The following is a 22,209-nucleotide window of genomic DNA, read 5'->3' as shown; positions in this document are numbered from 1 at the left end:
GGCCCGGACCGGTCAGCCGGCGCGGGCGGGACGGGGACGAGGGTGACGGTCCAGCCACCACTGCGCGGCGAGCAGCGGCAGCGTCCAGCCGAGCCAGGCGGTCGCCCCGGCGATCATCCAGCTCATCAGTTTCTCGTCGCCGTGGAAGGTGGTCTCCAGCTGCGGGTTCAGCAGCAGGAAGAAGACCACGCCCCAGATCCGGTTCGTGATGATCGAGACGGTCAGCGCGAAGCTGCGGACCATCCACCGGCGGTGCTCGACGAACCGCCGCTGCCGGGCACGCCGCCAACCGACCATGGTGCAGATCAACCAGAGGGGCGCGAGCACCACCCCGCTGGCCTGGGCCGCCGGCCCGAACGGGGTCACCGCGCCGAGGTAGAGGCCGATCACGCCGGCGGGGAGCACCCCGGCGAAGACGTACACCCGGCCGATCCGGCGGTGGGCGGCCGGGAAGCGCTGCCGGAACCACGGCCACACCTGGAACCAGCAGGTCAGCGTGGCGACCGAGGCGAAGAGGACGTGCGCGACCAGCAGCGGGTAGTAGAGCGGCGCGCCCTCCGGCGGCGGGATCCGCGACTGCCCCTCGTCGAGGGTCAGGTACGGGGGCAGGGAGAAGGCCACGAACAACACCAGCACCACGCCCAGGGGCGCCATCCAGGGGCGCCGCCACCAACGGCGGGGCGGACCGCCCACCACCGGCTGCTCGGCGGTGGGCGGGCGGACAGGGGAGGATCGGGTCTCGGTCACGGTCTGCTCCTCGTCACTGAACGGATGTGCCGCTGACGAGGATCGGGAAGCCCGCTGACCGATTCCACACCGGACGCTGACCATCACCATTCAGACCGGGTAGACCTTGGGAGAATGCCGATGGGCGCCTGGCTCAGCAGCACAGGCGCCCATCGATCAGATAGCGCTACTTCCGCACCTTGTCACGGAATTGCGCGAACCAGTCGCGACCTACACGTCGTTCAGGCATGCCATATAGGTGTAGCCCCACTGACCGCTGAAAACGATCCTGACCCAGACGTTGCTGGTGACACCACAGGCGGTCACCGATTGCCCGGTCACGGTCCCGTCGCAGTTGTACTGGTATCCCGGCTGCGCCGTGGTGATCAACGCGCCCGCCGTGGAAGCAGCGGCACGGATGGGCAGGTTGGTCGCCCACGACTCGACCCGCCCCGTAGCACAGAAGCTGGCCTGCGCGCCGACCTCGCCCACGGCCGCAGCGGCTGGCGCTGGCGCCGGGGCGGCCGCAGCAGGGGCGGCCAGGAACATGACAGACCCGAAGAGTGCAGCCAGAGCAATTCCGACCGACTTTGCCACCTTCATTCAAACTCCCTTTCGTGAATCAGCTCGGAGCAGATAAACGATGGGGCCCCCGTGCGATGCGGTGCATGACAGATCGAGCCGACAACCATCATGCACCGACATCAACAGATTCACCCTACATCAATGTGCAGCAATTCCTCAATGCGTGGATCAGGGAATAGACCCGCCACTTTCCACTCGATCACATAAAGTGATCTGGGTCACTCCAGGCAACCTGTGGCCGCCTTGGGTTCCACTTTCTGGTCAATCAGCACAGCACTGGTCAGCGGCGCACCAGGTCATGCAGGAGAGCCCGGCCCTCCTCGTGACCGAGCGCCGCGCCCCGGGCGAACGCGGCACCGTAACCGGTGTCGCCGAGCGCTGCCCGCACCCTGTCGGCCACCGCGACGACCTCCCGGTTGCCGGTCACCGGCAGGCCCCGCAGCCCGGTCGCCACGCCGAGCAGCCAGGCCGCCCGTTCGGCCGCACCGTCCCGCAGCAGCACCTCGGCCAGCCCCTCGGCCGCGTCGGCGATGTCCAGCCCGTTGCGCTGATCGAGGGCGCTGTCCAGGGCCTCCCGGTGTCGGGTTCGGGCCTCATCGGGATCCCCGCCGGCCAGCGCGATACGCCCGAGCGCGGTCAGCGCGGCCACCCGGATCCCCGCGTCCGCCCACCCGGCCGAGGCGTGGGCCAGCGCCTCGGCCTGCTGCCGTCGCGCCCCGGCCAGGTCACCGGTCAGCCGGGCCACCTCGCCGAGGCCCCAGGCGACCTGGGCGGCCGTCGCCGACATGCCACCGCGCCGGGCCAGGTCGGCGGCCCGCCCGTACTCGACGCGGGCCGCGTCGGGGTCACCGACGCGCAGCAGCCGCTCGGCCCGCCGGCAGTGCAGGTCCGCCACCTCCTCGTACGCGCCGAGCTGCCGCACCAGGCCCAGGGCCTCGTCGCGCAGGGCGAGGCACTCGTCGTCCGCGCCACGCCAGGCGGCGATGGTCGCCAACCCGTCCAACGCCTGCGACACGCCCCACCGGTCCCCCACCGACCGGAAACCGGTCAGCGCCTGCCGCAGCTCCGCCTCGGCCGTGTCGACGAGCCCTTGGAACAGGGCGAGGAAGCCGTTGCCGAAGTGACCGAGCGCCTGCGACCACGGGTCCGCGCCGAGCAGCCGTCTGCGTCGGGGCAGTTCCGCGCCGGGCGGTCCGGCGAACTGTGCCCACAGGACGTGGAGGAACGGCTGCCGGGGTGGATGTTCCATCGCGTCGACCAAGGCGGTGGCCCGTCGTACGTGGTCGGCCAGGCCGGCACCGGCGCCGCCGGAAACGGCGTACACCACGCAGAGTACGTACTCCTCGGCCAGCCCGTCGGGTGGTTCCGGGCCGACCACGCGAAGCACCTGTTCCGCCAGCGGGGCGATCTCCCCCCGTAGGCCGCGCAGGTACCAGTAGGCGCTCAACGCGCCGACCAGCCGCATCGCCAGCGGAGGGTCGGCGGTGACCGCCCAGCGCAGGGCGGCATCCAGGTTGCGGTGCTCGGCACGGAGCCGGTGCAGCCAGTCGACCTGCTCCGCCCGGCGCAGGTGACCGTCCGCGGTGCTGGCCAGGCGGAGGAAGTACGTGACATGGGCCCGGCGGAGCACGTCGTCCTCGCCGGCCTCGGCGAGCCGCTCGGCACCGAAGCTCCGCACCGTCTCCAGCATCCGGTACCGGCCGCCGGCATGTTCGAGCAGCGACCGGTCCACCAACGCGGCGAGCAGTTCGGCAGTCTCCGGCTCACACCCGCGCCGGGTGGTTGCAGGGGACCCCTCCTCGGCAGAAAACGGTAGGAGGGGTCCCCTGCAACCACAACCACCACCACACACCTGCTCGGCAGCGGACACGGTCACCCCACCGGCGAAGACGGTCAGCCGGCGCAGGAGACACCGTTCCGCGTCGCTGAGCAGGTCCCAGCTCCAGCGGACCACGGCGTACAGGGTCTGGTGCCGGGGCGCGGCCGTCCGGTCGCCCCGGGACAGCAGCCGGAACCGGTCGTCCAGCCGGGCCGCCACCTCGGCCGGGGACAGGGCCCGTATCCGCACCGCCGCCAGTTCGATCGCCAGCGGCAGGCCGTCCAGCGCGGCGCAGATCCGGCGTACCGTGTCGACGGTGTCGCCGTCGAGGACGAAGTCCGGTCGTACCGCGGCGGCCCGGTCGGCGAAGAGACGCAACGCCGGGGCGGTGGCGACGGTCCCGGCCGGCGCATCCGGGGACGGCACCGGCAGCGGGGAGAGCGGGCAGAGCAGTTCCCCGGTCAGGCCGAGCGGTTCCCGGCTGGTAGCCAGGATCCGCAGGTGCGGGCAGGCGGCGAGGAGAGCGCGTACGACCGGCGCGGCGTCGGCGACGACGTGTTCGCAGTTGTCGAGCAGGAGCAGCATCCGCCGGTCCGACAGCGCGGTGACCAGGCGGTTCACCGCGCTGTCGGCACCGCCGGCCAGCGCAGCAGCACCCGCCGGTCCGGCACCCACCGGTACGTCAGCGTCGGCTGACGCGCTGTCACCGTGTGGGCCGACGAGCGGGCCGGTGAACGGGGCACGGGTCACGCCGGGCAGGCCGAGGCCGGACTCCCGCAGGCCGAACGCGTCGAGCAGGACGGGCGCGACCCGTGCGCCGGCCGGCAGTGGGGCGAGGTCGACGAAGCAGACCTCACCGGCACGCCGGCCGGCCGTCTCGATCGCGAGCCGGGTCTTGCCGACCCCACCCGGACCGGTGACGGTGACCAGCCGTCCGGCGTCGAGCAGTCCGGTCACCCGGGCCAGTTCGCCCTCCCGGCCGACGAAGCTGCTCAGCTGGGCCGGGAGCCGGGCCGGCGGCGGTGCCACCGGGTCACGGCGCTCGTCGCGCAACACCGCCAGGTGCACCGCGGCCAGCTCCGCGGAGGGCTCGACTCCGAGTTCCCCGGCGAGGGCACGACGCAGGTCGGCGTAGACCCGTAACGCCTCGGCCGACCGGCCGGCGGCGTGCAGCGCCCGCATGAGCTGCCCCCGGGGGCGTTCCCGCAGGGGGTGGGCGGCGACCGCCTCGCTCAGCAGACTGATCGGCGCGTGCGGGTCCCCGGCGGCGAGCGCCGCCTCGGCGTACTCCGACACGATGCCCAGCCGCAGCTCGGTCAGGCGCGCGACCTGGGCGGCGGCGAACGGCACGGCGGTCACGTCGGCGAGCGGCTCGCCCCGCCAGAACGTGAGCGCCTCGCCGAGCAGGGCGACCGCCCGTGCCGGGGCTCCGGCGGCGAGGGCCTGCCGAGCGGCCCGGTCGAGCCGGGTGACCCGGTGCACGTCGACGTCCTCCGGGTCGACAGCGAGCCGGTACCCGGCCGGGTACGCCTCGACGGTCACCCCGGTGCCGGCGGCACGCAGCGCCCGGCGGAGCCGGGAGACCTGGGACTGCAACGCGTTCGCCGCGCCGGCCGGCGGGTGTTCGCCGTGCAGGCCGTCGATCAGGCGGTCCGCGCCGACCACCCGGCCGGCGTCGAGCAGGAGCAGGGCGAGCAGGGCCCGCAGCTGCCGCCCGCCCAGGGGCACGGCCGTCCCGTCGACGGTACGCGCCTCGACCGGACCCAGGATGCCGAAGAACACGGCCCCGATTCTGGCGTACCCGGTCCCCGCACACCGACGCCGTCAGCGCGGGAGGTAGCGGTCCAGCAGGTCGTTACGGAACGTGCCGGTGGGGTCGGCAGCGACCATGGCCGCGACCGCGTCGGCGAACCGGGGATACGCGGCGGCCACCGCCGCCGGGGGCAGACCGAAGATCTTTCCCCAGTGTGGACGGGGGGCGAACGGGGCCAGCCGCTCCTCGACGGCGGCCACCACCGGGGTGACCGCCCCGGCGTCGGGTATCCAGGTGAAGTGGATCGACAGGGTGTCCCGGTCGTACTGGGGGCTGAGCCAGAGCCGGTCGGCGGCGACCGTCCGCAGCTCGCAGATCTGCACCACCGCCGCGATCCGGTCGCGGACGTCGTCCAGCGCGGCCAGGGCCTCGGCCGCCGCCGTCCTCGGCAGGTGGTACTCCGACTGCAACTCCTGCCCGCTGCTCGGGGTGAACTCGGGCCGGAAGTGCGGCAGCCGTTCGTGCCAGGGGCCGGGCACCCCGAGCTGCACGGTGCACGTGTCACCGGGCAGGCCCGGCACCGGGTGCCGGGGCGTGTCCGCCGCCGTCGCGCCGAGCCACCGGGCCGGGGGCGGTGGCCGGTCGGCCAACTGCTTGCGCCACACCTGGTCGAACCCGGTGCCCCGCCAGTCGGTGAAGAGGCTGACGCTGTACGCCGAGGCGAGCGCCTCGTCCATCGCCTCGCGCGGCAGGTCCAGGTGGACGTACTGGCGGATCTCGAAGGTCGGCACCAGGGCCAACGTGACTCGGGTGACCACCCCGTACGCGCCGAGACCGACCACCAGGCCGGGGAAGCGGGCGTCGGTGGAGTCCACCCGGATCAGGTCACCGTCGACGGTGACCAGTTCCAGGGCGACGACGGAGGTGGCCAGGTTGCCGTGGCGCTCACCGGAGCCGTGGGTGGCGGTGGCGACCGCCCCGGCGACCGAGATGTGCGGCAGGGAGGCCAGGTTCGGCAGTGCGTACCCCTGCTCGTGCAGGCGCGCCGCGACCTCGCCGTAGCGCAGCCCGGCCGCCACGGTGGCGGTGTTCGCGACGGGGTCGATCTCGACGGTGGGCGGCAGGCCGTCGACCGCGACCAGGTCGCCGGTGGTGTCGGCGAGCCGGTTGAACGAGTGCCGGCTGCCCACCGCCCGGATCCGCCGGCTCGCCGCCACCAGTTCCCGCAGTTCGTCGACCGTGGTCGGACGGTGCCGGCGGGCCGCCGACCAGGTGACGTTGCCGGCCCAGTTCCGCGTGGGCACCCCGGTGTCCGGTGTGGTCCGCCCGTCGCCTGCCATGACCTCTCCCCTCGGTCGTCGGCGGTGCACCCGCGAGTCGGTGCCGATAGGGCTCAGACCTGCGGCATGACCTCGGCGGCGACCAGTTCCAGGTGGTCGAGGTCGGCCAGGTCGAGCGTCTGGAGGTAGATGCGCTGGCTGCCGACGCCCGCGTACCGGCCGATCTTGTCGACGACCTCCGCGGGCGAGCCGGCGAGCCCGTTCTCCCGCAGCTCGTCCGGGTCACGGCCGATCGCCTCGGCCCGTCGCCGGACCTCCGCGTCGTTCCGGCCGCAGCACAGCACCAGCGCGTTGGACCAGCGCAGCTCCGCCGGGTCCCGGCCGATCGCGGCGCAGGCGTCGCGGACCCGGCCGAACTGCGCGGCCGTGTCGTCGACCGGGACGAAGGGCAGGTTGAACTCGTCGGCGAAGCGGGCGGCGAGCCGGGGCGTCCGCTTCGCGCCCATCCCGCCGAGCAGGACCGGCGGTCGGGGCGACTGCACCGGCTTCGGCAGGGCCGGCGAGTCGGTGAGGGTGTAGTACTTCCCGGAGAAGTCGAAGGTCTGCCCCGCCGGGGTCTGCCAGAGGCCGGTGATGACGGCGAGTTGCTCCTCCAGCCGGTCGAACCGCTCGGCGAGCGGCGGGAACGGGATGCCGTACGCCTGGTGCTCCGCCTCGAACCAGCCGGTGCCGACACCGAACTCGATCCGGCCGCCGCTCATCGCGTCCACCTGGGCCACGGTGATGGCGAGCGGGCCGGGCAGCCGGAAGGTGGCGGCGGTCATCAGCGTGCCGAGGCGGATCCGGCTGGTCTCCCGGGCCAGGCCGGCGAGGGTCGTCCAAGCGTCGGTGGGCCCCGGTTCCCCGCTCGCCTCCCCCATCATCAGGTAGTGGTCGGAGCGGAAGAACGCGTCGTAGCCGGCGTCCTCGGCACAACGCGCCACGGCGAGCAACTGGTCGTAGCTGGCCCCCTGCTGGGGCTCGGTGAAGACGCGCAGTTCCATGAGCCGAGCATAGGGAACTTTCGTCCTGCCGGTCACCGGGGCGGTCGCCGACCGGTCCCGGCACGGCCGTCGGTCCGACGGACGCACCGGAGAGGGTCCCGGTGGGCGGGCGCCGGGACCGCGCCCGCCCACCGGCGTCACGACGGCGTCCGTGCCGGTTGGAACGTCCGCAGCCGCAGGCTGTTGGAGACGACGAAGACCGAGGAGAGCGCCATGGCGGCACCGGCGATCATCGGGTTGAGCATGCCCACCATGGCCAGCGGCAGGGCACAGATGTTGTAGGCGAACGCCCAGAAGAGGTTGCCCTTGATGACCCGGAGGGTGCCCCGGGAGAGGTGCAGGGCGTCCACCACCGCGAGCAGGTCCTCCCGGACCAGGGTCAGGTCCGACGCCTCGATGGCCACGTCGGTGCCGCTGCCCATCGCGATCCCCAGGTCGGCCTGGGCCAGCGCCGCCGCGTCGTTGACCCCGTCACCGACCATGGCGACCGTCCGTCCTTCGGCCTGCAACTCCTTGATGATCTGGACCTTCTCGGCGGGCAGCACGTCGGCGATGACGTCGTCGATGCCGACCTCCGCGGCCACCGCCCGCGCCACCTTCTCGTTGTCCCCGGTGAGCAGCACCGGCACCAGACGCAGGGCCTTCAGCTCGGCGACCGCCCGGGCGCTGGTCTCCCGTACGGTGTCGGCCACCACGAAGACGCCCCGGACGACACCGGCCCAGCCGACCAGCACCGCGGTGCGACCGGCCGCCTCGGCCGCCTGTCGGGCCTCGTCGAGCGCGGTCGGGATCTCCAGTCCGGCCTCGGTGAGCAGCCGGGACCGCCCGACGAGGGTCGGCCGGTCGGCGACGGCGCCCCGGACGCCGAGCCCGGGGAGGTCTTCGAAGTCGGTGACCGGCAGCAGTTGCCCGGGGTCGCCGGCCCCGGCCACGATCGCCCGGGCCACCGGGTGGTCCGAGGCGGACTCCAGCGACGCGGCGACCCGCAGCACCTCGTCCCGGTCGGTGTCGTCGACGACCACCTCCAGCAGGCTCATCCGGCCGGTGGTGACGGTGCCGGTCTTGTCCAGCACGACGGTGTCCACCTGGCGGCTGTTCTCCAGGATCTGCGGACCCTTGATGAGCACCCCCAGTTGGGCCCCCCGGTTCGTCCCGACCAGTAGGGCGGTGGGCGTGGCCAGGCCGAGCGCGCACGGGCAGGCGATGATCAGGACGGCCACCGCGAAGGCGAAGGACGGCGATCCCATCCCGGTGCCCAGCCAGAAGCCCAACGTCCCGACGGCGAGCCCGATCACCACCGGTACGAACACCCCGGCCACCTGGTCGGCCAGTCGTTGCACCGGGGCCTTGCCCGACTGTGCCTCCTCGACGAGCTTGGCCATCTGCGCGAGTTGCGTCTCGGCGCCGACCCGGGTGGCGCGGACCACGAGCCGCCCGCTGCGGTTGACCGTCGCCCCGGCGACCTCGTCGCCCGGCACGACCTCCACCGGCACGGACTCCCCGGTGAGCATCGACACGTCGACGGTGCCGTTGCCCTCCTCGACCACCCCGTCGGTGGCGATCTTCTCTCCGGGACGGACCACGAACCGGTGCCCGACCACCACCCGGTCGATCGGCAGCCGGACCTCCGCCCCGTTCTGCAGGACGGTCGCCTCCTTCGCGCCCATCTGGAGCAGCGCGCGCAGCGCGTCCCCGGCCCGGCGCTTGGCGCGGGCCTCGAAGTAGCGGCCGCTGAGGATGAACATGGTGACCCCGGCGGCGACCTCCAGGTAGATGCTGGCCGCCCCGTCGGTCTGCGACACGCTGAGCGAGAACTGGTGCCGCATGCCCGGGGTGCCGGCGACGCCCAGGAAGAGCGCCCAGACCGACCAGCCGAACGCGGCCAGCGTCCCCAGCGAGACGAGGGTGTCCATGGTGGCCGCGCCGTGGCGCAGGTTGACGAAGGCGGCGCGGTGCATCGGCCAGCCGCCGTACACCACGACCGGGGCGGCCAGGGTCAGCGACAGCCACTGCCAGTAGGTGAACTGCCAGGCGGGCACCATGGCCAACGCGATCACCGGTACGGAGAGCGCGATCGACACCAGCAGCCGCTTGCGCAGGTCGTCCAGCGGATCCGCCGGCGCGACGCCGCGTTCCACCTCGTCGGGCGGGGGCGGCACCTCGGCGGTGTAGCCGGCCTTCACCACGGTGGCGATGAGGTCCGCCGGGGTGACGTCGTCGGGGAACGCCACGCTGGCCTTCTCGGTCGCGTAGTTCACCGTGGCGTGGACGCCGGGCATCCGGTTGAGCTTCTTCTCGATGCGGCTCGCGCACGCCGCGCAGGTCATCCCGCCGATGACCAGGTCGATCCGGTTGGCCGCAGGGGACACGTCGGGGGGCGTGGCGACGCTCATCGCGCCACCTCCACCGGCGCGGAGGACACCCGGTCGACCTGCCCCACCGACATCATCATGTCGTGGCCCTCACCGCTCTCCGCCGGCGAGCTGATCGGGCCGATGAGCCGACCGATGATCAGCATCACCGTGAAGACCACGAGCAGGACGAGCAGGTAGGTGCCGAGTCGCCAGATCGCGTTCATGACAGATCCTCTCCGGAGCCGCCGGGTCCGACCGAGGGCCGGCGTCCGGGCCACGACCGGCCGCCCCCGTCACCGACGTCGTCCACGTCCGTGTGCGGGCTCCACCCGCCGCCGGGCGACGCGGTGGCGGCCCCTCTCCGGTCCGGACAGATATTCATGTTCCACACTCCAGCCCAGCGGGCTCCGGTGACCGGGACGTATCGCCCCTGCCACAATCCAGCCGATCCCGACGACACGGCTCCCCCGACCAATTCCCGTTATGTTCCTAATCGATTATCCGCAGCTCGGCGCCGGTCTCGGCATCACGTACGCCGATCGCGCTGACCGGACAGAGATCCGCCGCCGCGACGACCATCGGATCCCCCTCCGGGACCACCTCTTCCACCGGCTGCGACCACCCGTCCACCAACCGGAAGTGGTCGGGCGCGGTGGCCAGACACATTCCGGACCCGATACACGAGGAATCGACCTCCACCTTCCACTGCCGCTCGGTCACCGCCGGCCCCTCTACCACTCGACCGGCAGTGCCGACGGACAACGCGCGATCAGTCCGGGCTTCCACGGCACCTCGTCGGCGGGGACCGCCAACCGGAGTCCCGGAAAACGCCCGATGAGTCCCTCCAGGACGAGTTGGATCTCCAGTCTCGCGATCGACGCGCCGAGGCAGTGGTGCGCACCGTGCCCGAATCCCAGGTGGGGATTGTGCGACCGGGCCAGATCGATCTCCTCCGGATTCTCGAAGATCCGCTCGTCGCGGTCCGCCGACGCCCGCTGGAAGACCACGGTCTCGCCGGCCCGAATGGTGACCCCGGCGATCTCGACGTCCTCGGTCGCCCGCCGGGGGAAACTGCCCACCGAGCGGAGCGGAATGATCCGCAGCATCTCCTCGATGGCGCTGGGCACCAGGCGCGGGTCGTCCCGCAGTTGGGCCCAGAGTTCGGGCTGGGCCAGCAGCAGGTAGAGCACGTTCGCGATCATGCTGAGCGACGTCTCGTGGCCCGCCATGAGGATGCCGATGCCGGTGCGCAGCATCTCCGTCTCGCTGAGCCGGTCCTTCCGCTCGAACGCCTCGAGCAACGTGGTGACGAGATCCTCCCTTGGCTCCCGTCGGCGCTGCTCGGCGAGTTCGCCGAGGTACGCCTCCAGCTCGTTGCGCGACCGCTCGATTTCCTCCGGCGGCGCTCCGCTGGTGGCGACGAAGACGTCCGAGAACTGTCGGAACCGGTCCCGGTCCTCGTACGCGATCCCGAAGAGTTCGCAGATCATCGTCACCGGCACCGGAACGGCGAGGTATTCGACCGCGTCGACCGGAGCGCCGTGCTTCGCCATCGCGTCGAGTTGCTCGTGCACCACCTCCTTGATACGCGGTGCCAGGGCGTCGATCCGACGCTTGGTGAACGCGCCGGCGACGACCCGCCTGATCCGGGTGTGCTCGGGCGGGTCCATCGAGAGCAGGTTTCCCTTGCGCAGGGGCAACGGGGTCACCCGGGCGGTGTCCGGCTCGGTCGCCTGCAGCGAGCTGAAACGACGGTCGGCGAGGAACTGCTTCAACTCGGTGTAGCCCGTGATCAACCACGCCTCGCCGCCGTAGGGCATGCGGACCCGGGTGATCGGTTCGGTTCGGCGCAGCTCCGTGTATCGGGGGTGGAGATCGAGCTTGTTAACCGGCCCGAAAGGGTAGGCGGGCACTTCCGTGGTGTTGTCGGCCGTCATCGTACCCCTCTAGCAGCAATCAGCGGGATCGACCCGTGCCGACCCCGGCGGGAACGAGGACGAACGTGGATTGCCGATGGCCGGTCATCGTCGACCGGGTCGTGCGACGGAGCCTCCGGCCGTACGTCCCCAGGTACGGCAGCAACATACCAGTAACATCGATGATCATCCCAGGTTAACAACCGCGACAGAGAGATTGTCGACATTGTCATTCCAATCACGATGGACTATTTGGCGTATTGCCGGTAGCGGCGACTTTGACCCATTCTGCCGATATTTCAGATGCCCTTGTCGACGATTCTCGGCATGCTCGATCCGCCCGCCACAAGGCGGGCGTCGACTGTGGATTACGGCGTTACATCTGACTCACCCGCGACGCGTCCGACGGCTTGCAACTCCAGTGACAGGACCGGGTCGGGCAGACGCACAGCGGGCGGGTGTTCAGCAACGCCCGGCCGGTGTCGGCGTCCGTGTCGATGCGACCGTCGACCCCGAAGACCGTCCGGAGGACCTCGGGGGTGATCGTGCTCTCCGCCGCGCCGGTCGCCACCACCCGCCCCTCCTGGAGGACGACGACCGAGTCCGCGTAGGTCGCGGCGAGGTCGAGGCTGTGCAGCGCCGCCACCGTGGTCACCCCGAGACCGCGGACCAGCTCCATCAACTCCAGCTGGTGGCGGATGTCGAGATGGTTGGTCGGCTCGTCGAGCACCAGCAGTCGCGGCTCCTGCGCCAGGGCACGGGCGAGGAGGACCCGCTGCCGTTCGCCCCCGGACAGCTGCCCGACCCGGCGGTGCGCCAGGTCCACCAGGCCGGTCTGTTCGAGAGCCTCCTCCACCACCCGACGGTCGACGCTGCGGAAGCGGTCGAACGTGCCCAGGTGCGGCGAGCGCCCCAGGCAGACCGTCTCGAAGACGGTGAACTCGAACCCGGAGTGCTGCTCCTGGGCCAGCACGCCGGTGTTCCGCGCCGCCTCCGCCGCGGTCATCTTCCAGACGTCACGGCCGCCGACCAGCACCGTCCCGGCGTCGGGCCGGTACGCGCGGTAGACCGTGCGCAACAGGGAACTCTTGCCACTGCCGTTGGGCCCCACGAGCGCGGTGCACTCACCCGCACGGGTCGACAGGCTCACCTCGTCGAGGATCCTCCGGCCGCCCCGCGTCACCGACACCCCGTCGACGGACAGGTCCATCACATCTCCTCCCCCGCCAGGCCCCGGGCCCGCATCACCAGCAGGAAGAACGGCACGCCCAGGAAGGCGGTGAGGATGCCGATCGGCAGTTCCGTCGGCGAGATCAGCATCCGGGCGGCGACGTCCGACCAGATGAGGAAGAGCGCCCCCAGCGTGACGGTCACCGGCAGCATCCGTCGGTGGTCGGCCCCGACGATCATGCGGGCCAGGTGCGGCACGATCAGACCGACGAACCCGATCCCGCCGGAGACGGCGACCACCGTGCCGGTCAGGAGCGTCACCAGGACCAACAGTTGACGTCGCAGGACGCTGGCGGAGACCCCGAGCGCCGCGCACGCCTCCTCGCCGAGCACGAGGACGTTCAGCCGGCGGCTCACCAGCATGAGCAGCGCCGTGCCGACCAGCACCACCACGGCGGGAACCGCCAGCGACTCCCACCGCGCTCCGGAGAGGCCGCCGAGCAACCAGAAGATGATCTGCTGCTGGACGGCGGCGCTCTCCGAACGGGTCAGCAGGAAGGAGGTCACCCCACCGAGCAGGTGCGCGCAGGCCACCCCCACGAGCACCAGTCGCAGGGGCAGCAGGCGGCCGTGCTGTCGGGCCAGGACCAGCACCACCGCCATGGCGCCCGCCGCGCCGAGGAAGGCCGCCGTGGGCAGCGTCAGGGCGCCCAGCACGGCCAGGCCGGTGGTCAGCACGACCACCGCACCGACCGACGCGCCCGAGGAGAGTCCGAGGAGGTACGGGTCGGCGATCGGGTTGCGGACCACGCTCTGCACCACGGCGCCGGAGAGCGCGAGTCCCGCGCCGACCACCGCACCGAGCAGCACCCGGGGGAACCGGATCCGCCAGACGATCAGATCCGAGGTCAACGTGCTGTCGCCACCACCGGTCAGGTGGTGCAGGAGGATCCGGCCCACCTCGTCGGGGGGCACCCGGACCGGCCCGATCCCGGTCGCCGCGACCAGCGACACCAGCAGCATCACGAGCAGTCCGCCGAGCACCACGGCGTACGGCACGCGGTCCGGGCGCCGGGGGATCCGCCGCTTGTCCTCGGTGCCGGGGACGGCGCGGGCCTCCGCGACCGTCACGGCTGCCCCGCCCACAACCCGGCCGCGAGCTGTTCCAGACCGTCGAGGTTCAGTGGTGTGGGAAAGGAGACCAGGAACTGCGAGGTGCCGACGACGCGCCCCTGCTTGACCGCGCTCGTGTTGGCCAGCAGCGGGTTCGCCTTGACCTGCCGCAGCAGTTCGTCGCCCTTCACCTTGGCGAACGGGTAGTCACTGATCACCCAGATGACCTGCGGGTCCCGTTTGAGCACCTCCTCCGGTGAGACGTCCGCGTGCATGGACGTCACGTCGGTGAAGGCGTTCTGGCCGCCCGCCGCCTCGATGAGGGCATGGGCGATGGTCACCGTGCCCGAGGTCTTCAGCGGCTGACCGGCGACCGGGTTGTCCTGGAGGATCAGCACCCGCGGCTTGTCCGAGCCCCGCTTCGCGGCGACCGCCTGCTCCCTGGCGCGCAACTCCCCGATCACCTGCTCGGCCCGCTCCTCCACCTGGAACACCCGCCCGAGGCGGGTGAGGAAGTCGTACGTCGAGGTGAGACTCGCCGGTCCGCCGTTCTTCTCGTCCCCCAGGCAGGCGGAGATGCCCTTGGCCTTCATCGTCTCCAGGTCGGCGTCGCTGGGGCTGCCGGGTGCCTGGCCGAAGGTGGAGAAACCGGTCAGCACGAGGTCCGGGGTGGCGGCGGCCACCACCTCGGTGGTCGCCACGGTCCGCCCGAGCACGCGCAGCTTCTCCAGCTCGCCCCGGAAGGGCTGCTGGTCGGCGCCGAACGGGGCGGGATAGCCCGTTCCCACGATCCGGTCGGTCAGTCCCAGCCTCGCCATGGCCTGGGCGGCGTAACCGTCCACGGTGACCACCCGGCGCGGCGACGCGGGAACCGCCACGTCCTTGCCCTGGCAGTCCTTGATGGTCACCGTGCCGGTCCCGCTGGTGTCGGTGGCCGAGCCGGCGTCACCGCAACCGGCCAGCACCACGACGCCGCTCATCATGACGGCGAGCCAGGGGGCGGTCCGCGGGGACCGGCGCCGCCGGTCGGCACCGGATGGCCGGGACCGACGCGCCCCTCCCACGCGATGGAGAGGACGGGCTGTCCGCGCCGCCCCGTCGGCCCGCCTCCCTGCCAACATCTCAGTCATGTTCCGTTAGTCGCGCTCCGTACCCGGGAAGTTCCCGACGGTCGCGCGATCAGGATCGGACATACCGGTCGCGTCCCAGATCGCAGGGATATCCAAGAATCTCGTCGTCCGCGTGAACCAAATCTGGTAGCGGAGCGACTACCTTCTGACACGGACCCCCGACGAACGCGTGGATGGAGCTGGAACGTGACGCAGAGCCGGGAGATCACGCCGCCGCCGAACGGACCGGCCGAACCGCGCCAGCGCAACAGCTGGGCGGTCGTGCTCACCGCGGGCCTGATCTCCTTCCTCGTGATGTTGGAGATCAACGTCGTGCACGTGGCGCTCCCCGTCATCCAGCGGGAACTCGGGACGACGCAGGGGGTGACGCAGTGGGTGGCGGTCGGCTACCTGCTGCCGGCGGTGATCCTGGTGCTGCCCTGTGGACGCTGGCTCGACCAGATCGACCGCCGGACGGCGTACGCCTTCGCGGTCGGCGGCTTCGGGCTCACCAGCCTCGCCGCCGGCCTGGCCCCGGGGATCGAGACCCTGATCACCGCCCGGGTCATCCAGGGTGTCTTCGCCTCGTTGATCTTCGCCATGGCGCCCGCCCTGGCCGCCCTCGCGGTCCGCGCCGACGCGCAGGGTCGGGCGATGAGCGTCATCGCCACCATGGGACCGCTCGGCGCGATCACCGGCCCGTCGCTCGGCGGGTTCCTGCTCGACACGATCGGCTGGCGGGCGGCCTTCCTGGTGGTCGTGCCCGTGTGCGCCGTGGTACTGCCGATCGGTCTCCGGACGATCCCGGCCACCGGCAAGGCGTTCCGGCTGCCGGACCGGGAGTGGCTGGTCGCCGCCGGGCTGATCGCCGTCTCGGTCGGCGCGCTCCTGGGCGGCATCTCGCTGGCGCCGGACCGGGGCCCGGCCTGGGTGCTGCTGTCGCTGCTCGCCGTGCCGGCGCTGCTGCTCTGGCACCGGCTGGGCACCAACCGGCCGGTGCTGGACCTGCTGCGTACGCGGGAGATCTCGGTGGCCGCGCTCGCGATCGTGACCGGTTCCCTGGGGTACGCGATGCTGGCGTTCATCGTGCCGTACTTCCTCCTCCAGGTGCTCGACACCAGCGCGGCCGTCGCCGGTCTGACGGTGTTGGCCTATCCGCTGGCCATGGCGGTGTTCGCGCCGCTCGGCGGCACCCTGGCGGACCGTTGGGCGCCGGGGCCGGTGGCGCTCGTCGGGGCCCTCCTGGTGGCGACCTCGGTGCTGCTGGTCCAACCGCTCGCCAGCGACTGGGGCCCGGTGGACCTGGCCTGGCGACTGGCGGTGGGCGGGGCCGGCACCGCCCTGTTCGGCGGGCCGGTCCAGGCCATGGCGATGCGGGCCGCTCCGCGTCCGCTCGCGGCCACCGCCGCCGGCACCCTCCAGTCCGGGCGGATGCTCGGCTTCACCCTCGGCCCGGCCGTCGCCACGGCCGTGTGGGCCGCCTCCGGCCACTCCGTTCCCGGCATGAGGAACGCCCTGACGACGTCACTCACCATCGCCACGCTCACCGCCGTCGTCCTCGCCGCGGGTCTGCTGCTGACGGCCCGCCGGGCCCGGCCCGCCGTGGCGCCCGCCGTCGCCGAACCGATCGAGGTGATGCCCGAGAAGGCTCTCGACTGACACCACCGGCATCTGTTTCCACCGTGGAAGGACGCATCTCAATGGACGTGATCGGGGTCGGCTTCGGCCGGACTGGCACCCTCTCCCTACGGGCAGCTCTCGTGCAGCTCGGCTTCGACCCGTGCTACCACTTCGCCACGCTCTTCGAGAAGCCGGACCAGGCCAAGTACTGGCTGGCCGCCGCAGAGAACGACCTCACCGCGCTCCGTACGGCGCTCGAGGGGTATCGCGCGACCGTGGACTGGCCCGCCACCTCCTTCTGGCGCGAGCTGGTGCAGGAGTACCCGCAGGCCAAGGTCATCCTGACCACCCGCGACTCCGCCGTCTGGTACGAGTCGATGGAGAGGACCATCCTGAGCATGCTGCGGCACGGGAAGCAGACGGGCGCGCTGGTGGCCAACTTCCCGCACCTGCCCGCCGAACAGGTCGTCCAGACCGCGACCATGGTCGGCCACCGGGTCACCGTGCCCCTCAGCTTCGACGGCCGGGTCGACGACCGTGACCACGTCATCGCCTGCTACGAGCGGCACAACGAGGCGGTCCGCCGGGAGGTGCCCGCCGACCGTCTTCTCGAGTACCAGCCGGGCCAGGGATGGGAGCCGCTCTGCCGGTTCCTCGGCGTGGCGGTGCCGGACAATCCGTATCCGCACCTGAACGAACGTCCCGCTGCGCTGCGCGGCCCCGAGAGCTGACCGGGTCGGACCGGATGGACGCGACCCGGCGCGGGTTCCGCCGCCGGGTCGCTGCCGTCCGGCACCCCGGGCGGGCCGACGGAAGATCCCCGCCGTCTCCGCCCCGTCGGCCGGTCCTGGCCGGTCGATGCCCGCCGGTGCGCGTCGACCGCTCCGGCGGCGACCCGGGGCACCGCGATCGCCGGGCGTCCTCCCCCGGCCGTCGCCGCCGGCTCCGGGATCGCACCCGGTACGGATCTCGGCCGACGGCCCTCTCCGACGTCACGGATGGCCCGGGCCCGCGACCGTCGCGGGGCTCCGATCGCCCCTCCGGTCCGGATGCCCGGAGCGCGCCGCCACCCACCGGACCCGCCCGCGTGACCACACCGGCAGCAGAGTGACCGCGAAGGTCGCGGTCCACTGGCACGGCGAGCCCGCACCGCAGGCAGACTGACCCGCTCGACCCGCCACGGGCCACGCTCGATCCGTACGTCCGAGACTGGCCTCCGGGCAGAACGCACCCGGCCGGCTCGCCCGGCCCGGTTGCCCACCGGTCCGCCGACGGCGGGCCGGAGGCCGGCCGCCCCGCCCGCACGCCACGTCGAAGCCTCCGACAGCAGTTCTCCCGCTGCTGTCCCGCGGCCGGCGTCCAGCCGATAAATGACGAGATCAACCGACACTGCCCCCATTTTCCACATATAGATATTTTTCATTCTATAACGGGCAGTCGTTGATGACCTCTGAATGGTTCCCACCCACATCTTCAACCATGGGAACATCGGACACTACCGGCGTCGCCTCACGACACTCCGCCGATGATCGCGAATGACCCGGATCGAAACAGCGGCTCCGCGCGGCAAAAAATGCGAGCAAAGCACAGCAAAGACGGCGTGCGGCGTGCAACGTTACCGGGCGAACATTCGATTTGGGTGATGATGTGAAATTTCCACCACCCCATTCAAGGTCATTAGGTGAGTGATTAACTGGTGATAGAGCGTTACATTCCCTTGGGGGATGACTTCGCCTGACAGACAGACCACCGGTTCGGCGCGAGCCACCCCATCGATAGACTCACGCCGATACCAGAGGAGAGCGGATGCACAAAATCAAGCGGCGGGTGTCGTGCAGCCACGACCTCCGGTCGAGGCCTCACCCGCCGCACGGGGGCAGCACTCCGAACAGGCGGGACGCCGCCGGGATGACGACAGGGAAGGGGCTTTTCTCGGCCACGACCGCCGTCGCGGAACCGGCGGGATCGACACGGCGACACCCCTTCCGGCGCGACCACCGGCAGGCCCGGGGCGACATCAACGCCGCAGGCAAGGGTGCGTGATCACTGAGGATGGCGGGGGTCGAAACGCCGTCCCGTCAGTCGACTGATCCCCCGTACGACCAATCTGCGAAGTGGGCGTTTTCTCGTTCCTGAGCTGAGGAGACGGTCGCGCGGTACCGCATGGCCTCGTCGTGCCGACATCGCAGGAAAAGCAATTCCCCGATCTGGACCGATCGCGGTCGGTGCCGCCCGCGACATCGGTTGTGTGGGACGGCCCGATCGGCCATCACCCGCGCACCCAAGTCCTTCCCTGGAGACACCGATGACCTCAGAAAAGCCCTATCCGCTGTACGGGCCGGAGTTCAAACGCTGCCCGTACACCACTTACCAGCAGCTACGCGACAAAGGCGAGGTCCACCCCGTCGAGTTCCCCAGCGGGGTGACCGGCTGGCTCGTCACCGGCTACGACGCAGCCGTGCGTACCCTGACCGACCCACGGCTCGGGAAGAACCACGACCTGGGCAACGACGCCTGGCGCGCGCTCGCCGCCATCATGCCGGAGCCGCAACACTCGCAACTCCAGGTCCACCTGCTGCACCAGGACCCGCCCAAGCACACGTTCATGCGGCGGTTCGTGACCGACGCGCTCAACCCGCGACGTCTCGAGGCGCTCCGGCCACAGTTCCAGGCCATGGCCGACGAACTCCTCGACGAGCTCGCGCCGGTCGGGCACGGTGACCTGGTCGAGAGCTTCAGCGCCCGGTTCCCCTTCCTGGTGCTCAGCACCGTGATCGGGCTGCCGCCGCACCTCGCCCGCCAGTTCCGCCGGGAGTGGTGCCGGGTGGTCCAGCCGGTCGGCCCCCGGTCGCCGCACCGCGCCCACTACATCGGCCTCCTGCACGGCCTCCAGGCGTACATCGCCGAGGTGGTGGCGGACCGGCGGGCCGATCCCGGCGACGACCTGCTCGCCAAGCTGGTCGAGGCGAACGACGACGGCCGGTTGAGCGACGAGGAACTCGCCTCGATGATCTTCCAACTGCTGGTGGCCGGCCAGGAGCCGATGACCAACCAGATCAACACCGCGATGGTGGCCCTGCTGACCCACCCGGAGGCCCTGGCGCAACTGGCCGCCGATCCGGCACTGCTGCCCCGCGCCGCCGAGGAGCTGATGCGATACGACAGTGCCTTCGAGCTGACCACCTGGCGGTTCTTCGCGGAGGACAGCGACCTCTTCGGCACCCGGATCCCCGCCGGTGACTCGGTCATCGTGTCCCTCGCCGCCGCCAACCGGGATCCGGCCCGCTTCGAGCGGGCGGACGAGCTCGACCTCACCCGCTCACCGAACCCGCACATCGGCTTCGGGCACGGCATCCACTTCTGCCCCGGAGCCGGCCTGGCCCGCACCGAGCTCCAGATCGCGCTGGAGACGATCCTCCGCCGCCTGCCGCACCTGAAGCTCGCCGCGGAGCCCGACGAGCTGGGGTGGATCCCGGCCGTCCTCGGCCGGGGCGTCGAACGCCTGCCGGTCACCTTCACGGCGACTCCCTGACCCGTCCACGACCATCCCACGCGGCCGACGCCGTCGGCCGTGCGCGAGCGCGCGCTTTTCCGAGCCACCGGGCGCCCACGCCTGGTCACCGATGACCGCCGGCTCGGGCCCTCCCCTTCCGTAGCGTGATGTCAGCTGGGAGAAGACCATGCCAAGCTCCACCCGCTCCGCGCCGCAGGACCACACCAGCGCCGAGCTGATCTCGAACGTCATCCTGCGGTTCCTTCTGCCGCACCGCCGGTCCGAGGCCGGCGAGCACGAGCACACCGACTGCTTCGCCGAGCAGCTCGCCGCGATCCGGCACTTCGTCGACCGGCAGGAGCCCATCCTGTTCACCCTGCCGGCCTTCCCCTGCAAGTCCCCCAACCGGCGTAAGGTCCTCGGTCACCTGCCGGACATGGGCGAGCTGCTCTCCCTGCAGTTCCTCAACCAGCTCTGCGACCAGGTCGCCAAGGTGCACACCCCCGGCGCGCGGATGCTGCTCTGCTCCGACGGACACGTCTTCGGTGACCTGATCCGCGTGCCCGACGACCACATCACCGAGTACGGCGACGAGATCCAGGCGATGGTCGACCGGTACGGGCTGTCCCACATCGAGGCCTTCAGCCTCCAGGACGTCTACGCCGGCCACGACTACGACGGCAAGCGCAAGCTGCTGACCGAGCAGTACGCCCAGTCCCTGGAGAGCCTGCGGGACGAGGTCCGCTCCGACGACAAGACGCTGAGCCTCTACCGGGGGATCACCCGTTTCCTGGTCGAGGACGTCAGCGAGTGGCACGACAGCAAGGCGGCGCTCCAGCGGGACTGCCGGGCGCGGGCGTACGGCGTGATCCAGCGCAGCCGCGCCTGGGGTGACCTGATCGCCGACCACTACCCCGTGTCGGTCCGGCTCTCGATCCACCCGCAGCCCTGCGGGGCGGCGAAGTTCGGCATCCGGCTCCTGGAGATCCGGGACATGTGGCTGACCCCCTGGCACTCGGTGGCGGTGCTGCGTACGGACGGCCGGTTCGCGCTGATGCCGCGGGCCGAGGCCGAGAAGATCGGCAAACTGGTGTACCAGGACGGACGGCCGAGCCACTTCGTGGTTGACTCTCCTGAGTGACCACTGTGGAGCCGAGTCCGTCAGGCGATGACCGCCCGCTGGTCGAGCGCTACCGGACGATGCTGTTCGACCTGGACGGTGTGGTCTACCGCGGTGCCGTCGCGGTGGACCACGCCCCGTCGGCCCTCGCCGACCTGGCCCGGCGCGGACGGGAGCGGGTCTTCGTCACCAACAACCCCTCCCGGACGCCCTCCGAGGTGGCCGCCCTCCTGGACCGCCTCGGCGTTCCGGTGCCGGTCGGGTCGGTGGTCACCTCGGCGCAGGTGGCGGCGGCGATGGCGGCGGCCACCGTACCGGCCGGGTCCCGGGTGCTCGCGGTGGGTGGGGCGGCGGTGCTCACCGCCCTGCGCGAGGAGGCGTTGACCCCGGTCCGCTCGGCCGCCGACGATCCGGTGGCGGTGGTTCAGGGATCGGCCCCGGAGGTCGACTGGCGGCAACTGGCCGAGGCGTCCTACGCCGTCGCGCGGGGGCTGCCCTGGATCGCCACGAACATGGATCTCGCGGTGCCCCGGGAGGGCGGCATGGCGCCGGGCAACGGCGCGCTCGTGCACGCCGTGACGCTGGCCACCGGACGGGTGCCGCTGGTGGCCGGCAAGCCGGAACCGGCGATCTTCGAGTACGCCTCCCGGCACGGACCGGGCCCACACGTGATGGTCGGCGACGGGTTGACGACCGACGTCGAGGGCGCCCGCCGCAGCGGTCTGGACAGCGTGCTCGTGCTGACCGGGGTCACCGGCGTCGACCACCTGCTCGACGCGCCGCCCCCGCACCGGCCGACCCACGTCGTCACCGACCTGCGCGGTCTCTTCCGGGCACCACCGCCGGTGCGGGGCGCGGACGACCGGTACGACTGCGGGCCCTGGCACACCCGCCGGGAGGGCGACGAGATCGTCCTGGCGGGTGGCCCCGGAGATCCGGCCGACGGCGTCCGGGTGCTGTGCCACGCGGTGTGGACCGCCCGGGACCAGGGACGCTCCGCCGTCGTCGCGGCCGGCTCCCGGGACCTGGTGCGGCCACGCCACCGGGAGAGCCTGCGAACGTGATCCCGACTCTGGATGGAACCGGACGGGCACGAGGAACGACTCCT

General features: G+C 71.6%; 18 protein-coding genes. 6 read left to right on the top strand and 12 right to left on the bottom strand.

The genetic code is table 11. The features are described 5' to 3' along the window. Positions 1 to 12: 12 nt before the first annotated feature. The 12 genes from GA0070618_RS17990 to GA0070618_RS17935 form a co-directional block, all read right to left on the bottom strand. The gene (locus tag GA0070618_RS17990) at positions 13 to 747 is read right to left on the bottom strand and encodes a DUF2306 domain-containing protein (RefSeq protein ID WP_231931356.1); all 735 of its coding nucleotides are present in this window, start codon (positions 745 to 747) and stop codon (positions 13 to 15) included. Positions 748 to 957: 210 nt separating this feature from the next. Continuing rightward, positions 958 to 1,329, bottom strand: a complete 372-nt coding sequence (locus GA0070618_RS17985) for a hypothetical protein (protein ID WP_088982670.1) — start codon at positions 1,327 to 1,329, stop codon at positions 958 to 960. Between the two features lie 262 nt (positions 1,330 to 1,591). Next, complete coding sequence (locus tag GA0070618_RS17980; protein WP_088982669.1) at positions 1,592 to 4,912, bottom strand: BTAD domain-containing putative transcriptional regulator; 3,321 nt, start codon at positions 4,910 to 4,912, stop codon at positions 1,592 to 1,594. Between the two features lie 42 nt (positions 4,913 to 4,954). Beyond that, a complete protein-coding gene (locus GA0070618_RS17975) occupies positions 4,955 to 6,223 on the bottom strand; it encodes an FAD-binding protein (protein ID WP_172900305.1) in 1,269 nt (422 codons plus the stop codon). Positions 6,224 to 6,276: 53 nt separating this feature from the next. Continuing rightward, complete coding sequence (locus GA0070618_RS17970; protein WP_088982668.1) at positions 6,277 to 7,206, bottom strand: LLM class F420-dependent oxidoreductase; 930 nt, start codon at positions 7,204 to 7,206, stop codon at positions 6,277 to 6,279. Between the two features lie 137 nt (positions 7,207 to 7,343). Beyond that, positions 7,344 to 9,599: a heavy metal translocating P-type ATPase gene (locus GA0070618_RS17965; RefSeq protein ID WP_088982667.1), complete on the bottom strand. Its 2,256-nt coding sequence runs from the start codon at positions 9,597 to 9,599 to the stop codon at positions 7,344 to 7,346. Then, positions 9,596 to 9,784 (bottom strand): hypothetical protein, encoded by a 189-nt coding sequence (locus GA0070618_RS17960; protein ID WP_088982666.1) that lies wholly within the window; start codon positions 9,782 to 9,784, stop codon positions 9,596 to 9,598. Before GA0070618_RS17960 ends, GA0070618_RS17965 begins: the two co-directional genes overlap by 4 nt. A gap of 265 nt (positions 9,785 to 10,049) precedes the next feature. Then, entirely contained in the window at positions 10,050 to 10,280 is a 231-nt protein-coding gene (locus tag GA0070618_RS17955; protein WP_088985623.1) for a ferredoxin, read from the bottom strand. An 11-nt stretch (positions 10,281 to 10,291) separates the two neighbouring features. After that, positions 10,292 to 11,497 (bottom strand): cytochrome P450, encoded by a 1,206-nt coding sequence (locus GA0070618_RS17950; RefSeq protein ID WP_088982665.1) that lies wholly within the window; start codon positions 11,495 to 11,497, stop codon positions 10,292 to 10,294. A 355-nt stretch (positions 11,498 to 11,852) separates the two neighbouring features. Further along, positions 11,853 to 12,686, bottom strand: coding sequence for an ABC transporter ATP-binding protein (locus tag GA0070618_RS17945; protein WP_088982664.1), 834 nt, complete (start codon positions 12,684 to 12,686; stop codon positions 11,853 to 11,855). Continuing rightward, complete coding sequence (locus GA0070618_RS17940; RefSeq protein WP_197701551.1) at positions 12,686 to 13,777, bottom strand: FecCD family ABC transporter permease; 1,092 nt, start codon at positions 13,775 to 13,777, stop codon at positions 12,686 to 12,688. The genes GA0070618_RS17945 and GA0070618_RS17940 overlap by 1 nt, the downstream gene beginning before the upstream one ends. Continuing rightward, positions 13,774 to 14,742, bottom strand: coding sequence for an ABC transporter substrate-binding protein (locus tag GA0070618_RS17935; RefSeq protein ID WP_157748952.1), 969 nt, complete (start codon positions 14,740 to 14,742; stop codon positions 13,774 to 13,776). Before GA0070618_RS17935 ends, GA0070618_RS17940 begins: the two co-directional genes overlap by 4 nt. Before the next feature lie 333 nt (positions 14,743 to 15,075). Here GA0070618_RS17935 and GA0070618_RS17930 point away from each other — a divergent pair, with 333 nt between their 5' ends. The 6 genes from GA0070618_RS17930 (at position 15,076) to GA0070618_RS17910 (ending at position 22,165) form a co-directional block, all read left to right on the top strand. Further along, a complete protein-coding gene (locus GA0070618_RS17930; RefSeq protein WP_157748951.1) occupies positions 15,076 to 16,527 on the top strand; it encodes an MFS transporter in 1,452 nt (483 codons plus the stop codon). 41 nt (positions 16,528 to 16,568) lie between these two features. Further along, positions 16,569 to 17,219: a sulfotransferase family protein gene (locus tag GA0070618_RS17925; RefSeq protein WP_197701550.1), complete on the top strand. Its 651-nt coding sequence runs from the start codon at positions 16,569 to 16,571 to the stop codon at positions 17,217 to 17,219. Between the two features lie 794 nt (positions 17,220 to 18,013). Further along, on the top strand, positions 18,014 to 18,139 hold the full coding sequence (locus tag GA0070618_RS35200) for a hypothetical protein (protein ID WP_269148427.1): 126 nt from the start codon (positions 18,014 to 18,016) through the stop codon (positions 18,137 to 18,139). A 654-nt stretch (positions 18,140 to 18,793) separates the two neighbouring features. Next, positions 18,794 to 20,020: a cytochrome P450 family protein gene (locus GA0070618_RS17920; RefSeq protein WP_088982661.1), complete on the top strand. Its 1,227-nt coding sequence runs from the start codon at positions 18,794 to 18,796 to the stop codon at positions 20,018 to 20,020. 148 nt (positions 20,021 to 20,168) lie between these two features. Next, on the top strand, positions 20,169 to 21,122 hold the full coding sequence (locus tag GA0070618_RS17915; RefSeq protein ID WP_088982660.1) for an L-tyrosine/L-tryptophan isonitrile synthase family protein: 954 nt from the start codon (positions 20,169 to 20,171) through the stop codon (positions 21,120 to 21,122). Next, the gene (locus GA0070618_RS17910) at positions 21,119 to 22,165 is read left to right on the top strand and encodes an HAD-IIA family hydrolase (RefSeq protein WP_197701549.1); all 1,047 of its coding nucleotides are present in this window, start codon (positions 21,119 to 21,121) and stop codon (positions 22,163 to 22,165) included. The genes GA0070618_RS17915 and GA0070618_RS17910 overlap by 4 nt, the downstream gene beginning before the upstream one ends. The last annotated feature ends 44 nt before the right edge of the window (positions 22,166 to 22,209 follow it).

This window comes from Micromonospora echinospora (assembly GCF_900091495.1).
In the GTDB taxonomy this organism is placed as follows: Bacteria; Actinomycetota; Actinomycetes; order Mycobacteriales; family Micromonosporaceae; genus Micromonospora; species Micromonospora echinospora.
The sequence above is the reverse complement of the archived record's forward strand: the minus strand, read 5'-3'. Positions and strand labels throughout refer to the sequence as shown.

Bases quoted from the DNA above. Each gene is read 5' to 3' on its own strand.
- GA0070618_RS17935 (WP_157748952.1), bottom strand. From the start codon at position 14,742: ATGATGAGCGGCGTCGTGGTGCTGGCCGGTTGCGGTGACGCCGGCTCG.
- GA0070618_RS17985 (WP_088982670.1), bottom strand. From the start codon at position 1,329: ATGAAGGTGGCAAAGTCGGTCGGAATTGCTCTGGCTGCACTCTTCGGG.
- GA0070618_RS17915 (WP_088982660.1), top strand. From the start codon at position 20,169: ATGCCAAGCTCCACCCGCTCCGCGCCGCAGGACCACACCAGCGCCGAG.
- GA0070618_RS17950 (WP_088982665.1), bottom strand. From the start codon at position 11,497: ATGACGGCCGACAACACCACGGAAGTGCCCGCCTACCCTTTCGGGCCG.
- GA0070618_RS17920 (WP_088982661.1), top strand. From the start codon at position 18,794: ATGACCTCAGAAAAGCCCTATCCGCTGTACGGGCCGGAGTTCAAACGC.
- GA0070618_RS17960 (WP_088982666.1), bottom strand. From the start codon at position 9,784: ATGAACGCGATCTGGCGACTCGGCACCTACCTGCTCGTCCTGCTCGTG.
- GA0070618_RS17970 (WP_088982668.1), bottom strand. From the start codon at position 7,206: ATGGAACTGCGCGTCTTCACCGAGCCCCAGCAGGGGGCCAGCTACGAC.
- GA0070618_RS17975 (WP_172900305.1), bottom strand. From the start codon at position 6,223: ATGGCAGGCGACGGGCGGACCACACCGGACACCGGGGTGCCCACGCGG.
- GA0070618_RS17945 (WP_088982664.1), bottom strand. From the start codon at position 12,686: ATGGACCTGTCCGTCGACGGGGTGTCGGTGACGCGGGGCGGCCGGAGG.
- GA0070618_RS17965 (WP_088982667.1), bottom strand. From the start codon at position 9,599: ATGAGCGTCGCCACGCCCCCCGACGTGTCCCCTGCGGCCAACCGGATC.
- GA0070618_RS35200 (WP_269148427.1), top strand. From the start codon at position 18,014: ATGATCGCGAATGACCCGGATCGAAACAGCGGCTCCGCGCGGCAAAAA.
- GA0070618_RS17925 (WP_197701550.1), top strand. From the start codon at position 16,569: ATGGACGTGATCGGGGTCGGCTTCGGCCGGACTGGCACCCTCTCCCTA.